Below are 12,983 nucleotides of genomic sequence, written 5' to 3'. Positions count from 1 at the left end.
GCGGCATTCGGCGGCCAGTGTGGCGCAGCGCGGGGGCCGTTCGGCGGACCGGCGTGTCCGCCGAACGGGTGTTCACGCACGGTGACCGGGCTGGGCGGCCGGGCCCGTCAGCCGCTCCGGCGGCCGCTGCCCCCTCGCCGGCGGAGGAAGGACGCGAGCCCTTCCAGATCGTCGCTGTTGAGGTGGTCGACGCCGGCGGCGACGAGTTCCGTCCAGACAGCCTCACGCTCCGGTCCCGGGGCGTCCGGGGTGCCCCAGAAGCGGACCCGCTGACCGGCGGCGTGGGCCGTCGACACGAAGGTGCGAAGCCTGTCCCTCTCGGCTGCGGGGAAGGGGCCCGTCCCGGGCCATGTGAAGCTCTGAGTCCAGTTGCCGCTGATGAGCGGGATGAAGGAGGCGGGAGCCTGCGTGCCGAGATCGTCCGGCCTGCCGTCGTAGAAGGCGTACCGGTCGGTCTGCGCCTCCATCGGGACGCGGGCGGCGCGGTCGCCGGAGACGAGGGGGGTGACGGCTCCCGACCGGACACGTCCGGCGGCGTAGTGGCTGAGGATGTGCCGGTAGCTCCGAAGGACGCGGTCGAGCGCCAGGTAGGTGGCGGCGCCCTCGGTCTTGATGTCGATCAGAAGCTGGAGCGGGTCGCGGTATCCGGCGTGGACGGATCCGTGGTGGGCGCGTACCCGGGCCGCGAGGGGGTCGAGGTAGAGGCCGGTGAGGGTGCGCGCGGGGTCGAGGCTCCCTGCCTCGTGGGCGACGAGCAGTTCACCGTCGACGAGGAAGATGTCCGCCTCGACGCTCGTGAATCCCTGCGCGAGCGCGTCGTGGAGCGGCCGTGGATGCAGGTAGTCGTTGTGCGCGTGGGCGCGGGCGAGCGGGCGGGGGCCGCGGGGCGGGGCCGGCGCCGCGGCCGCCGCTTGCGCGGGGACGAACACGCCTGCGGCGGCGGTGGCGAGAGCGGTGCTGACGACGCTGCGACGGGTCAGGTGTGCCATGGGGTCTCCTGAAGCGGTCGGGCGGGGAACGCGACGAGTATGGCCGCGCGGGCACCCTGTCAGGCAGGTACCTGCCAAGTGTTGGGCGGTCCGTCGCCCTCCCGCCGGCTGCTCCACCCCTGCCGGTTCCCGCCGCCACCCCCTCGGTGCGACCCGGCGGGAGAGGCGTGGCCACGCCCGACCGGGCGGGAGGACGCCAGGCCACGCCCGACCGGGCGGGAGGACGCCAGGCCATGCCTTCCCGCCCGGATCGCCTACGGCGCCGGAAGCTCCATCAGCTCGGCCACGGCGTCGCGGTGCCGTCCGGCGGAGCCGTAGGCGATCGAGTCGGCCTTGGCCCGCTTGAGATACAGGTGCGCGGGATGCTCCCAGGTCATCCCGATCCCGCCGTGCAGCTGCACGCACTCCTCCGCGGCGTGCACGGCGACCTTCGAGCAGTACGCCTGCGCGACCGCGACGGCGAGCGGGGCGTCCGGGCTTCCGGCCGCCAGCGCGTCGGCGGCGTTGCGTGCGGCGGCGCGCGCGGAGACGACCTGCAGCCAGAGCTGGGCCATCCGGTGCTTGAGCGACTGGAACGAGCCGACCGGCCTGTTGAACTGGTGGCGCTCCCGGGTGTACCGGACCGTCTCGGTCAGGCACCACTCGGCCAGGCCGAGCTGCTCGGACGCGAGCAGCCCGGCGCCCGACAGCAGTCCCCTCGTCACGGCCGCGGCGGCGGGACCCGGTTCCGCGAGCCGTGTGCCGGTGACCCCGCTCAGGGTGACCGTCGCGAGCGGCCGGGTCAGGTCGAGGGCGACGAGCGGCTGGACGGTGACACCGTCACCGCCGGTCTCCACGGCGTACAGCCCCTCGCCGGTGGGCACCAGCAGGACGTCGGCGGCAACCGCGTCGGCCACACCGGTCACGGTCCGGTCGAGCGTGCCCGCCAGTGCGGCGGCGCCGTCGGCCGGTGCCGTGGCGAACGGCACGGCGAGGACCGCGACCTTGCGCCCGGCCGCGAGGCCGTCGAGGAGCTCACCGGCCGGCCCGTCGTCGGCGCCGAGGGCGAGGAGCACGTCGGTGGCGACCACCGCACTGGTCAGAAACGGGGCGGGTACGACACTCCGGCCCAGCTCCTCGACGACCACGGCGGCCTCGCGATGGCCCGCGCCCTGCCCGCCGAGCTTCTCGGGCACCAGCAGCCCCGCGGCCCCGATCCCGGCGGCGAGCGAATCCCACAGCCGCTGGTCGTACGGCGTGCCGGACTCGACCGACGCGATCACCGTCGGCGCGTCGGCCCGGTCCGCGAGCAGCGAGCGGACCGCCGACCGCAGGTCCTCCTCGGTCTCGGAGTAGAGCAGGTCCGGCGCGTGGGCTTCGGTCTGTGGGGTCATCGGGCGAGATCCTTCCAGGCTGCGTCCTTGTCGTTGCGCGGTTCGACGGGGAGACCGAGCACGCGTTCGGCGACGATGTTGAGCAGGACCTCGCTCGTACCGCCTTCGATGGAGTTCCCCTTCGAACGCAGGTAGCGGTAGCCGGCGTCGCGTCCGGTGAAGTCGACCAGCTCGGGGCGCCGCATGGTCCAGTCGCTGTACAACAGACCCTCGTCACCCAGAAGTTCGACCTCCAGTCCGCTGATCTCCTGGTTGAGGCGGGCGAACGCCAGCTTCATGCCCGACCCCTCGGGGCCGGGCTGGCCGGCGACGAGCTGCTGGCGCAGGCGCTCACCGGTGAGCCTGGCCACCTCGGCCTCGACCCACAGCGTGAGCATCCGCTGGTGGAGGTCGTGGGTGCGCAGCGCGGGCTGTTCGCGCCAGGTCCTGGCGACGGTGCCGATCATGCCGCCCTCGCGGGGGATGCGGGCTCCACCGATCGAGACGCGCTCGTTCATGAGGGTCGTCTGCGCGACCTTCCAGCCCTCGCCGACCGGTCCCAGCCGCCTGTTGTCGGGAATGCGTACGCCGGTGAGGAAGACCTCGTTGAACTCGGCCTCGCCGGTGATCTGTCGCAGGGGTCGCACCTCGACACCCGGGTCGGTCATGTCGCAGATGAAGTAGCTGATGCCGCGGTGCTTGGGGACGTCGGGGTCGGTACGGGCGATCAGGATCGCCCAGCGGGCCACGTGGGCACTGGAGGTCCAGACCTTCTGCCCGTCGACCACCCAGTCCCCCGTCCCGTCCTCGGCACGGACGGCCCGGGTCGCGAGCGCGGCGAGGTCGGAACCCGCGCCGGGCTCGCTGAAGAGCTGGCACCACACCTCGTCACCGACCCACAGCGGGCGCAGGAAGCGCTGCTTCTGCTCGTCGGTACCGAAGCCCAGGATCGTCGGGGCGGCCATGCCGAGTCCGATGCCGATGCGGCGCGGATCGTTGTCGGGGGCCCCGGCGGCGGCGAGTCCGGCGTCGACGACGGGCTGCAGGGAGCGCGGGGCGTCGAGCCCACCGAGGCCGACGGGGTAGTGCACCCATGCCAGTCCGGCGTCGAAGCGCGCCTCCAGGAAGTCGGTCCGGCCGGTGGTGGCCGGCGGGTGGGCCGCCAGCAGTTCCCGGGTGAGACGGCGGACCTCGGCCGCGTCCACGGTCGCGCTCATCGGGCTCCTCCTGCCGGCATGACGACGATGCGGCCGGTGCTGGTGCCGTCCGCGACCCGCTGCACGGCCCGCGCCGCCTCGGCCATCGGGACGCGTTCGCTGATCAGTGGCCGGACGGCGCCCTGTTCGGCGAGCTTGGTGAGTTCGTCGTGGCAGGCGCGGACCGCGGCGGGGTCCTTGGTGTTGTACAGGCCCCAGTGGAGGCCCATGATCGAGTAGTTCTTCACCAGGGCGTGGTTGAGGGCGGGTGCGGGGATGGAGCCGCTCGCGAAGCCGACGACGACGACCCGGCCCTCGAAGGCGACGCACTTGACGGACTTGGCGTAGGCGTCCCCGCCGACGGGGTCGTAGACGACGTCCGCGCCGCGTCCCCCCGTGGCCTCCTTCACGGCCGCGACGATGTCCTCGCTCCTGCGGTCGATGACCAGGTCGCAGCCGAGCTCGCGGGCGATCGCCGCCTTTTCGGGGCCGCCGGCCACGCCGATGACGGTGGCTCCGGCCGCCTTGCCCAGCTGGACGGCGGCGCTGCCGACCCCGCCGGCCGCCGCGTGCACCAGCAGCGTCTCACCGGCCCGCAGGTTCGCGCGCCGGTGCAGTCCGAACCAGCCGGTCTGGTAGCCGATGTGCAGTGCGGCCGCCTCGGCGTCGTCGAGGGCGGCGGGCGCGGGGAGCAGGGCCGCCTCGTCGGCGACGACGTAGTCGGCGAAGCCGCCTCGGGGAAGGGCGGGGGTGGCGAGCACCCGGCGGCCGTCCTCGGTCGTGCCGCAGACCTCCACGCCCGGGGTGAAGGGCAGCGGGGGTCGCACCTGGTACTGGCCCCGGCACAGGAGCGCGTCGGGGAAGTTGATGTTCGCCGCGCGTACCTCGACCAGCACCTGGCCGTCGCCGGGCACGGGCCGGTCCGTCTCCTCGAGCTCCATCACCTCGCTCGGCTCGCCGTTCCGGTGCACTCGCCATGCCTGCATGAGGGGCCTCCACAACACTGTCGGCATTACCACTGCTCCGGCGCATACTAAGCGGTCGCTTGCCCGCCTGGGAACACCCCTGCCCCCACCGGGACGCCCCGCGTCACTGCCGCTTCGGCTTGGCCCTCACGTGCATCCGCTCCCCCTGCGGCCCGAAGAGGCTGAGGAACTCGACCGGCTCGTCGCCCGCGGGGCCGAACCAGTGCGGCAGCCGCGTGTCGAATTCGGCGGCCTCCCCCGGAACCAGCACGAGGTCGTGCTCGGCGAGCTTGAGCCGGAGCCGGCCGTTGAGCACGTACAGCCACTCGTAGCCCTCGTGGGTCCGCTGCTCGGGCACCTCGGTACAGGGGGCCTCCTGGATCACCTTGTAGGCCTGGAGGCCGCCGGGCCTGCCGGTGAGCGGCAGGGAGGTCTTGGCGCCCTGGACGATCGGCTTCGCCCGTACCCTCGGATCGCCGACCGGCGGCGCCCCCACGAGGTCGTCGAGCGGCACCTCGTGGGCCCGGGCGATCGGGAGCAGCAGTTCCAGGCTGGGCCGCCTTCCGCCGGATTCGAGACGGGACAGGGTGGAGACCGAGATCCCCGTCGCCTCGGACAGGGCGGCGAGCGTCACCCCGCGGTCCTTGCGCAGTCGCCGCAGCCGGGGCCCGACGCCGGTGAGCACGGCGTCCAGTTCGGTGTCTTCCTGGTTCTGTTCCTTCATGCGTCCATTGCAGATTCGGCAAACGCCTTTGTCAATCAGGCAGGTCGGGAGGCTCCACGGAAAGCGCGCCGGTACGCGTACGGGCTCGTCCCCACCACGCGCTTGAAGCGGTCCCGGAAGGCCGTCGGCGAACCGAAACCCACCTGCACGGCGATGCGGTCGACGGCGTGGGGCGTCGTCTCCAGGAGGTGCTGCGCCCGGCGGATACGCGCCCGGTGCAGCCACTGCAGCGGCGTGGTGCCCAGCTGCTCCCTGAAGCGGCGGTTCAGCGTGCGCGTGCTCATCCCGGCCCGGCCGGCGATGTCGTCGAGCGTGAGCTCGCGCCCGGCGTTGTCCTCCAGCCACCGCAACAACGGCTCCAGTTCCGCACCCCCTGGTGCGGGCGGCTGGGTGTGGACGATGAACTGCGCCTGGCCGCCCTCGCGTTCCAGGGGCATCACCGACAGGCGCGCCGCGTCGGCGGCGACCGCCGAGCCGTGGTCGCGACGGATCATGTGGAGGCAGAGGTCGAGCCCCGCGGCGGCGCCGGCCGAGGTCAGGAACTGGCCGTTGTCGACGTACAGCACGTCGGGGTCCACGTCGACCTCCGGATGTCTCGCGGCCAGGAGTCCGGTGGCCATCCAGTGGGTCGTGGCCCGCAGCCCGTCGAGCAGCCCGGTGGCGGCCAGGACGAGAGCACCCGCGCAGATCGAGGCGATCCGGGTCCCGTCCGAGGCGGCGGCCCTCAGGGCGTCGAGCGTGCCGGGCGGGACCGGCCGCGACGGGTCCGCGCAGCCCGGGACGATGATCGTGTCGGCCTCGGCCAGCGCGTCGAGTCCGTGCGGGGCGCGGAGCACGAACGCCCCGGCGTCGACCTCCTCGGTGGCGGCGCAGACGCGTACCCGGTAGGCGGGCCGGCCGTCGGGAAGCCTGGTGCGCGAGAAGACCTCGATGGGCGTGGACAGGTCGAAGGCGATGACGCCGTCCAGCGCGAGTACGGCCACGGTGTGCATGGCGCCATCCCATCAGATGCCTGCTTCCGGCCGGAGCCCCGCATCGGCCCCCTCACCCGCGAGAGCCACGTAGGGCCAGGTCGGAGCGCTCCGGCAGGTGTGGCGAGAATCCGTTGGAAGGTGTCGTTTTCGCCAGTGCCGCAGGCCGGACGGGCGCCGTAGCGTCGTTCCCGGCCGGACCACGGGGTCCGGCCGCCCACCGAGAGGACAGATGCCGGATGCTCGCCCAGATCGTCCTGTTCGACGGCTTCGACCCGTTGGACGTGGTCGCGCCGTACGAGGTGCTGCACGCCGGGGGCGTCGCGGCCGACGGAGCCCTGACCGTGCAGCTGGTGTCGGCGGAGGGCCCGCGCGACGTGCCGAGCGGGATCCCGCCGCTGTCCCTCCGCGCCACCGGCCCGCTCGACCCGGCGCGTGCGGGCCTGGTCGTGCTCCCCGGCGCTGCCGGCCGGATGCCGGACGGGCCCGGTCAGGCCGAGGAGGACAGCGTTCCGGCCGTCCTGGCGCGGGCCCTGGGCACGGGACTGCCGCCCCTGCTCGCGGCGTGCGTGGGCCGGCCGGAGCTGTGCGTGGCGACCGTGTGCGGGGGCTCGCTGCTCCTGGCCATGGCCGGGCTGATCGGGGGCCGCCCCGCAGTGACCCATCACGACGGCATGGGCGCGCTCGCGGACGCGGGCGCCCGCCCGGTGGAGGCGCGGGTGGTGGACGACGGCGATCTGGTGACCGCCGGGGGCGTGACGTCGGGCCTCGACCTCGGACTCCATCTGCTGGAGCGTGAACTCGGTCCCGCGATCGCCCTGCGCGTGGAGCGACTGTTCGCCCACGAACGGCGGGGCGTCGTGTGGCGGCCCGCCGCGTGATCACCGTCCGACCCATCCCGGCCCAAGGAACGGAACCCCGCCTCCCGTGACCACCTTCCTCCTCGCCGTCCACGTCCTGGCGGCCATCGTCGCCGTCGGCCCCGTGACCGTGGCGGCCAGCATGTTCCCGCCCGCCGCCCGGCGTGCGCTCGCCGATCCCGGGGACGCACGCGCGTCGGCCGTCGTACAGGCGCTCCACCGCATCTGCCGTGTCTACGCCGGGGTCGGCGTGGCCGTCCCCGTGTTCGGTCTGGCGACCGCCGCGAGCCTGGGCGTCCTGCGCGACGGCTGGCTGATCGCCTCGATGATCCTCACCGCACTGGCGGCGGTGGTGCTGGTCGCGCTCGTCCTTCCGCGGCAGGAGGCGCTGGCCGGCCCCGGCTCTCCGGCATCACCGGGCGCGACTCGACGGCTCGGCATGCACACCGGGCTGTTCAACCTCCTGTGGGCGACGGTCACGGTACTCATGATCGTCCGTCCCGGCTCGACCACCGGAGTGTGACCACGTGCCGCGCCCGCTCCGGATCGCCGCCCACGCGGAACTCGCCTCCCTGACGGTGCTCCTCACCAACCTGGCGACGGTCCATCTGCCCGACGTGTCCGCCCTGGCCGGGCCCGTCCACGGCTGCGCGTACCTCCTCGTCGTCCTCCTCACCGTCCGCGCCCCGGGGGCGGACGGTGAGACGAAGCTGTGCGCGCTGATACCGGGGGTGGGCGGTCTGCTCGCCTCGCGCCGGTACGAGCGGGCGTCCACCCGCGGCCACCGCGCAAGCCCTCCGGCCCGGCTCAGCGGCTGAAGACCTCGAACGCGACGGCCGGGCGGCCGCCGAAGCGCTCGGCCGCGCCCTCGGTGGCGCCGGCCAGGAACCTGCGGCAGTACGCCTCCGGCTCCTCGTCGGTCAGCACCTCGATGTAGGTGCGGTGGGCGAGGAGGGACTGGACGGCACGCTCGAACCCCGGAGTCGCGTCGACCGCGTGGGTGGGCCGGTCGGTGCCGGCCACGGCGACCCAGCGCACGCCGTCCCACGGCTCGAGCCCGCGCTCGCGGAGCTCGGGGAAGATCCAGCGGTTGCCCGCGTCGGCCGCGGCGTCCAGGGTGGCCCGGCCGACCGCGCGGTGGTCGGGGGTGTTCCACGCCACGCCACCCCAGGTGTCGCGGTGGTTGAGCGTGATGAGCAGTTCGGGCCGGTACCGGCGGATGGCCGCGGCGATGTCGCGGCGCAGAGCCGTGCCGTACTCGATGACGCCGTCCCGGTGGTCCAGGAACTCCACACCGTCGACACCCACGGCGGCGGCGCTCGCCCGCTGTTCCCGTTCGCGCAACGGCGCACACTCCTCGGGGGCGATGGTGTCGATCCCGGCCTCGCCGCGACTGGCCAGGAGGTAGGTGACCTCCTTCCCCCCGTCGGTCCATCCGGCCACCGCGGCTGCGCAGCCGTATTCCAGGTCGTCGGGGTGGGCGACCACCGCCAGGGCCCGCTGCCAGTCCGCGGGCATGGGTTCCAGCTGCTGCTGTGTCATGCCGCGAAGGCTATCCGGGAAGCGATCACGGATCCATGCATCCCGGGAGCGGTTCGGGGCAGGGGCCCTGGAGTCGCCCCGGTCGGACGCGCCTCGCACCGAGCCGTGCCGAGCGGGAGAAAATACCCCCAGGGGTATTCTTGCCGTCTGGAGAGCCGGGACGAGCGAGCCCCCGGCCATTCCGGCGACCGAAAGGAGATCCGCCCGTGATCAGCCCCGCATCCCTCTCCCCCGCCCAGGCCGCGGCCCGTCTGGAGGAGTTCACCGTCATCGACGTACGGGCTCCCGGCGAGTACGCCTCGGGACACGTGCCGGGCGCGCTGAACATCCCGCTCGACCGGCTCGCGGAGGCGCTGCCCGCCCTGAAGTCGGTCGCGGCCCGGGGCTCACTGCTGGTGGTGTGCGCGTCCGGGGTACGGTCCGTCCGCGCCTGCGAGATCCTCGCCGACGCCGACATCGACGCCGCCGCGCTGACCGGCGGCACCTCGGCCTGGGAGGGCGAAGGACGCGCTCTCGACCGCCCGGCGGGAGCCCGGACGACGTGGCCCATGGAGCGCCAGGTGCGACTCGCCGCCGGCTCGCTGGTGGTGGCCGGCCTGCTCGCCGGCCGGCGCCTTCCCGCGGCGCGCTGGCTGTCGGCCGGAGTCGGCGCCGGTCTGGTCTACTCCGCGGCGAGCAACACCTGCGGCATGGCGGCGGTCCTGGGGAAGCTCCCGCACAACCGTGCGCCGCAGGCGGAGGCCGGCCTGATCGCGACCCTGGACGCCCTGCAGGGCTGAGCCCGGACGGCCCGGGGCCCGTGGGTCCCCGGGCCGCAGGCCCTAGCGGTCGCTCTCGCCCCTCACGAGCGCGAGGAGGCGGTCGAGCACGCGCGGCCCGCCCGCCCTCACCCCGTCGTGCTCGAACTCGCTGGTCACCCATGTGCGCAGGCCGCGGATCGAGGACGCCGTGCGCAGCGCGTGCTCCGTGTCGACGTACATGTCGTCGTGGTAGACGGCGGCGGCCACCGGCACCTGGTTGGCCGCGAGCCGCTCGGTGTCGTACAGGACGGGCCAGTCGGTGCGGGCCGCCAGCAGTTCGGCCGTCTCGCGCAGCGGCCGCAGCGCGGGATCGACGTCGAAGTGCCACGGGTGGACGCTCTCTCCGGTGAACAGCACCGGCCCGTCCCCCGCGAGGGCGGCACCTGCGTCGAACTGCGGGAACTCGGCGCGGACGCGTTCGGCCGCCCACCCCGTGGGCCGAGGGCCCTGTCCGTAGATCGGCTCGTGCATGAGGGCGTACAGCGGGTGTGCGGCGAACGAGGTGGCGGTGCGCATGGCCTCTTGGAAGGCGTCGGAGAGCTCACGCCCGTGGGCTCCGTCGACGAAGGCGTTCTCCAGGAGGTAGTGCAGCTGATGGCTGCCGTTGCCGCCGCCGAGCATGATGCCCAGCGACTGGAAGCCTTCGGGAGTCAGCAGGTGGCCCGCGCTGTCGGGGCGGTGCTCCGCGAGGTGTGCGGCGATCGCGCGGGCGCGGGCTACGTCCTGCGGGTAACGGGCGTAGTGCGCGGCGACCTTGCGCTCGATGCGCGGATAGGCGGCCCGGTAGACGTCGTCGGCGTGTGCGTCCAGCGACGGCAGTCCGCCGGTGATCAGGACGGTGTCGAGCCCTTCCGGGGCCGCGGACAGGTAGTGCACGGCACAGAACCCGCCGTAGGACTGCCCGAGGACCGTCCACGGAGCCCCGCCCGTGAGCCGGGGGCGGATCAGCTCGCAGTCGCGGACGATGCTGTCGGCACGGAAGTGGGCGAGATGGGCGGCCTGTTCGCGCGGGCCGCCCCGCGAGGGGAGGGTCTGCCGGTTCACCGGGGTGGAGAGGCCCGTACCCCGCTGGTCCAGGAGCAGCACTCGGAACTCCCGCACCGCCCGGCCCAGCCACGCCTCGTCACCGACGAAACGGCGGGCACCGAACCCCGGGCCGCCCTCCAGGTAGACCAGCCAGGGCAGGTCCGCACCCGACTTCCCGGCGGCGACGACCTCGCGGGCGAAGAGCTCGATCGCCTCGCCGCCCGGATCGTCGTGGTCGAGGGGAACCGTGAACCGGCGGTCCGTGAGGACGAGGCCGGGCTGGCGATAGCTGCTCAAGGGGACTCCTGTATCGGGTTGTTCCCGGACAGTCCAGCACATCGACGCGGCCCGGCCGGTGGCGGGCCTCGCGAGCTGCGCACGGACGATCCTCGCCGTGCGGGCGGGACGTCGCGACGAGGGGGCCGGGGAGACCGGCGGCGGAGGCGCCGGCACGGCGAACCGGTCACGCGCGGCGGCGGATGCCCGACGGACTTCCACCCCGAATGGCAGGCGTTTGCCATTAACCCGCGTACGCAACTATTGTCGACGCCTGTAACCGCCGCACGCGGAGCAGTTTTCCCAGCGCTACGAGAGGTACCACCCATGCCCACGGTCCCCACCGTCACCCTCAACAACGGCGTCACGATTCCGCAGCTCGGCTTCGGCGTCTTCCAGGTACCCGACGACGAGACCACCGCGGCGGTCGCCGCAGCCCTGGAGGCGGGATACCGCTCCATCGACACGGCCACCGCCTACGGCAACGAGGCGGGCGTCGGCCGGGCCCTGGCCGAGTCCGGACTGCCCCGCGAAGAACTGTTCGTCACGACGAAGCTCTGGAACGCGGACCAGGGTTACGACGCCACGCTCGCCGCCTTCGACGCCTCGCTGACCGAACTCGGCCTCGACCACGTGGACCTCTACCTCATCCACTGGCCGACACCGGCCCGCGACCTCTACACCGACACCTGGCGCGCCCTGGAGAAGCTGCACACCGACGGCCGGATACGGGCGGCGGGCGTCTCCAACTTCCAGCCCGCGCACCTGCACCGCTTGCGCGAGGAGAGCTCGCTCGTGCCCGCCGTCAACCAGGTCGAGCTGCACCCCGGGCTCCAGCAGAGCGAACTCCGCGCCGTCCACGCCGAGGCCGGCATCGCCACCGAGGCGTGGAGCCCGCTGGCGCAGGGGGCGCTGCTCGACGACGAAGTGATCACCTCGCTCGCCGAGCGCCACGGAAGGACACCCGCACAGATCGTCCTGCGCTGGCACCTGCAGCTCGGGAACATCGTGATCCCCAAGTCGGTCACACCCGCGCGCATCCGGCAGAACATCGACGTGTTCGACTTCGCGCTCCCGGACGCCGACATGGACGCCGTCGCCGGCCTGGACCGCGGCATGCGGACCGGCCCCGACCCGGACGTCGTCAACTGACCGCGCCCGGCGGAACGCCCGCCCGCCGGGCGGATCCCGGGCCTCGGACCGCCGGCCGGCAGGGGCGGGGGGCTGTGAACGGTCAGCACGCCCGCCGGTAGCTCGCGCCGTCCCTGGTGCGCTCCAGCAGCCCGGCCACCACCAGGTGACGGCGCAGGGCGGAGCAGTCCTCGTGCACGGTCAGCAGGGCCTCGTTGACCTCTCGCTCGGTATGGACGCGGTCCCGCTCGAACAGCGTCTGCGCGAGGTGCACCAGCAACTGCTCGCGCCGCGCGGTCCTGCGGGGGATCGCCGTGAGCCGTCCCCCCGAGAAGAGGGAGGCCACCTGTTGCGAGCTGCGGGGTTCCGTGTCGGGCATCCCGGGAGCCTCGCAGGTGCGAGCGGGCCGGGCAACACGATTTCCCGGCGGTGAGGTCGCCCGCCCTCCCCGCACAGGTCTCCCCCACGGCGAGGGGCACGGGGACCGGGGACCGGCCGGCCCCCGCCGTTCACGGAGTACCGGCCGGTCCACCGGCGACCGTCGCCGGTCGCGTCAGCCGTGCTCCGCCGGAGTGAGGACGAAGACCGGGATCTCGCGGTCGGTCTTCCTCTGGTATTCGGCGTAGTCGGGGAAGGCCTCGACGGCCCGGTCCCACCACAGCGCCTTCTCGTCCCCCGACACCTCGCGGGCCACCATGTCCTGCTGAACGGTGCCGTCCCTCAGTTCGACCTTCGGATCGGCGAGGACGTTGTAGTACCAGACGGGGTGCTTGGGGGCGCCGCCGAGGGAGGCGACGACGGCGTACCGGCCGTCGTGCTCGACCCGCATCAGCGGTGACTTGCGGACCTTGCCACTCTTGGCACCACGCGTCGTGAGAAGGATGACGGGCATGCCGCGCAGGGTGGTGCCCTGCGTCCCGCCGGAGCTCTCGATGAGCTCGACCTGCTCACGGACCCATGTGGTCGGGCTCGGCTCGTACTCGCCCTCGATCGGCATGGCACCTGTTCCTCTCGTCGGAGTGCTGCGTCGTGCCCCCATCATGTCTCCGCCCCGCACCAGTGGCACGCAGGGACACCGGCCGGCCCACCCCGCACCGCGTTCCGTCTCAGCCTCTGGAGCCGCACGAGACGCCGCGAGCGGAATCTGCCCA

The 12,983-nt window shown here is 73.4% G+C and carries 15 protein-coding genes; 5 read left to right on the top strand and 10 right to left on the bottom strand.

Features of this window, described 5'->3' with window-relative positions; genetic code table 11:
* Positions 1-107: 107 nt before the first annotated feature.
* The 6 genes from OHT61_RS29880 to OHT61_RS29855 all read right to left on the bottom strand — a co-directional run bounded on the left by OHT61_RS29880 (position 108) and on the right by OHT61_RS29855 (position 6,218).
* Positions 108-989 (bottom strand): phosphatidylinositol-specific phospholipase C/glycerophosphodiester phosphodiesterase family protein, encoded by an 882-nt coding sequence (locus OHT61_RS29880; protein WP_329042467.1) that lies wholly within the window; start codon positions 987-989, stop codon positions 108-110.
* 254 nt (positions 990-1,243) lie between these two features.
* Complete coding sequence (locus OHT61_RS29875; RefSeq protein ID WP_329042466.1) at positions 1,244-2,362, bottom strand: acyl-CoA dehydrogenase family protein; 1,119 nt, start codon at positions 2,360-2,362, stop codon at positions 1,244-1,246.
* Complete coding sequence (locus tag OHT61_RS29870) at positions 2,359-3,558, bottom strand: acyl-CoA dehydrogenase family protein (RefSeq protein WP_329042465.1); 1,200 nt, start codon at positions 3,556-3,558, stop codon at positions 2,359-2,361. Before OHT61_RS29870 ends, OHT61_RS29875 begins: the two co-directional genes overlap by 4 nt.
* The gene (locus OHT61_RS29865; protein WP_329042464.1) at positions 3,555-4,523 is read right to left on the bottom strand and encodes an NADPH:quinone oxidoreductase family protein; all 969 of its coding nucleotides are present in this window, start codon (positions 4,521-4,523) and stop codon (positions 3,555-3,557) included. Before OHT61_RS29865 ends, OHT61_RS29870 begins: the two co-directional genes overlap by 4 nt.
* A gap of 103 nt (positions 4,524-4,626) precedes the next feature.
* The gene (locus OHT61_RS29860) at positions 4,627-5,226 is read right to left on the bottom strand and encodes a helix-turn-helix domain-containing protein (protein WP_329042462.1); all 600 of its coding nucleotides are present in this window, start codon (positions 5,224-5,226) and stop codon (positions 4,627-4,629) included.
* Positions 5,227-5,261: 35 nt separating this feature from the next.
* A complete protein-coding gene (locus tag OHT61_RS29855; RefSeq protein WP_329042460.1) occupies positions 5,262-6,218 on the bottom strand; it encodes a GlxA family transcriptional regulator in 957 nt (318 codons plus the stop codon).
* Positions 6,219-6,436: 218 nt separating this feature from the next.
* Here OHT61_RS29855 and OHT61_RS29850 point away from each other — a divergent pair, with 218 nt between their 5' ends.
* From OHT61_RS29850 to OHT61_RS29840, 3 genes are read left to right on the top strand one after another with little or no spacing between them, the layout of a single operon-like run.
* Entirely contained in the window at positions 6,437-7,078 is a 642-nt protein-coding gene (locus OHT61_RS29850; RefSeq protein ID WP_329042458.1) for a DJ-1/PfpI family protein, read from the top strand.
* Positions 7,079-7,124: 46 nt separating this feature from the next.
* The gene (locus OHT61_RS29845) at positions 7,125-7,580 is read left to right on the top strand and encodes a hypothetical protein (RefSeq protein ID WP_329042456.1); all 456 of its coding nucleotides are present in this window, start codon (positions 7,125-7,127) and stop codon (positions 7,578-7,580) included.
* Between the two features lie 4 nt (positions 7,581-7,584).
* Positions 7,585-7,875 (top strand): DUF3817 domain-containing protein, encoded by a 291-nt coding sequence (locus OHT61_RS29840; RefSeq protein ID WP_329042454.1) that lies wholly within the window; start codon positions 7,585-7,587, stop codon positions 7,873-7,875.
* On the opposite strand, the gene OHT61_RS29835 is transcribed toward OHT61_RS29840, so the two are convergent.
* The gene (locus tag OHT61_RS29835) at positions 7,865-8,599 is read right to left on the bottom strand and encodes a PIG-L deacetylase family protein (RefSeq protein WP_329042452.1); all 735 of its coding nucleotides are present in this window, start codon (positions 8,597-8,599) and stop codon (positions 7,865-7,867) included. The two genes, OHT61_RS29840 and OHT61_RS29835, sit on opposite strands and share 11 nt — an antisense overlap.
* Positions 8,600-8,805: 206 nt before the next feature.
* Here OHT61_RS29835 and OHT61_RS29830 point away from each other — a divergent pair, with 206 nt between their 5' ends.
* A complete protein-coding gene (locus tag OHT61_RS29830) occupies positions 8,806-9,378 on the top strand; it encodes a rhodanese-like domain-containing protein (RefSeq protein ID WP_329042450.1) in 573 nt (190 codons plus the stop codon).
* Between the two features lie 42 nt (positions 9,379-9,420).
* On the opposite strand, the gene OHT61_RS29825 is transcribed toward OHT61_RS29830, so the two are convergent.
* Complete coding sequence (locus OHT61_RS29825) at positions 9,421-10,722, bottom strand: alpha/beta fold hydrolase (RefSeq protein WP_329042448.1); 1,302 nt, start codon at positions 10,720-10,722, stop codon at positions 9,421-9,423.
* A 306-nt stretch (positions 10,723-11,028) separates the two neighbouring features.
* On the opposite strand from OHT61_RS29825, the gene OHT61_RS29820 reads away from it, so the two are divergent.
* Positions 11,029-11,853, top strand: a complete 825-nt coding sequence (locus OHT61_RS29820) for an aldo/keto reductase (RefSeq protein ID WP_329042447.1) — start codon at positions 11,029-11,031, stop codon at positions 11,851-11,853.
* A gap of 82 nt (positions 11,854-11,935) precedes the next feature.
* Here the strand turns inward: OHT61_RS29820 and OHT61_RS29815 are convergent, their stop codons facing one another.
* Together OHT61_RS29815 and OHT61_RS29810 are read right to left on the bottom strand one after the other, a co-directional pair.
* Entirely contained in the window at positions 11,936-12,211 is a 276-nt protein-coding gene (locus OHT61_RS29815; RefSeq protein WP_329042446.1) for a DUF2087 domain-containing protein, read from the bottom strand.
* A 174-nt stretch (positions 12,212-12,385) separates the two neighbouring features.
* A complete protein-coding gene (locus OHT61_RS29810) occupies positions 12,386-12,829 on the bottom strand; it encodes a nitroreductase family deazaflavin-dependent oxidoreductase (RefSeq protein WP_329042444.1) in 444 nt (147 codons plus the stop codon).
* Between the last annotated feature and the right edge of the window lie 154 nt (positions 12,830-12,983).

This window comes from Streptomyces sp. NBC_00178, assembly GCF_036206005.1.
Classification (GTDB): Bacteria; Actinomycetota; Actinomycetes; order Streptomycetales; family Streptomycetaceae; genus Streptomyces.
Note: the sequence above shows the minus strand (reverse complement) of the source record. Positions and strands in the feature narration are given on the sequence as shown.

Coding starts and splice junctions, on each gene's coding strand:
- OHT61_RS29880 (WP_329042467.1), bottom strand. CDS start 989: ATGGCACACCTGACCCGTCGCAGCGTCGTCAGCACCGCTCTCGCCACC.
- OHT61_RS29875 (WP_329042466.1), bottom strand. CDS start 2,362: ATGACCCCACAGACCGAAGCCCACGCGCCGGACCTGCTCTACTCCGAG.
- OHT61_RS29870 (WP_329042465.1), bottom strand. CDS start 3,558: ATGAGCGCGACCGTGGACGCGGCCGAGGTCCGCCGTCTCACCCGGGAA.
- OHT61_RS29865 (WP_329042464.1), bottom strand. CDS start 4,523: ATGCAGGCATGGCGAGTGCACCGGAACGGCGAGCCGAGCGAGGTGATG.
- OHT61_RS29860 (WP_329042462.1), bottom strand. CDS start 5,226: ATGAAGGAACAGAACCAGGAAGACACCGAACTGGACGCCGTGCTCACC.
- OHT61_RS29855 (WP_329042460.1), bottom strand. CDS start 6,218: ATGCACACCGTGGCCGTACTCGCGCTGGACGGCGTCATCGCCTTCGAC.
- OHT61_RS29850 (WP_329042458.1), top strand. CDS start 6,437: ATGCTCGCCCAGATCGTCCTGTTCGACGGCTTCGACCCGTTGGACGTG.
- OHT61_RS29835 (WP_329042452.1), bottom strand. CDS start 8,599: ATGACACAGCAGCAGCTGGAACCCATGCCCGCGGACTGGCAGCGGGCC.
- OHT61_RS29820 (WP_329042447.1), top strand. CDS start 11,029: ATGCCCACGGTCCCCACCGTCACCCTCAACAACGGCGTCACGATTCCG.
- OHT61_RS29815 (WP_329042446.1), bottom strand. CDS start 12,211: ATGCCCGACACGGAACCCCGCAGCTCGCAACAGGTGGCCTCCCTCTTC.
- OHT61_RS29810 (WP_329042444.1), bottom strand. CDS start 12,829: ATGCCGATCGAGGGCGAGTACGAGCCGAGCCCGACCACATGGGTCCGT.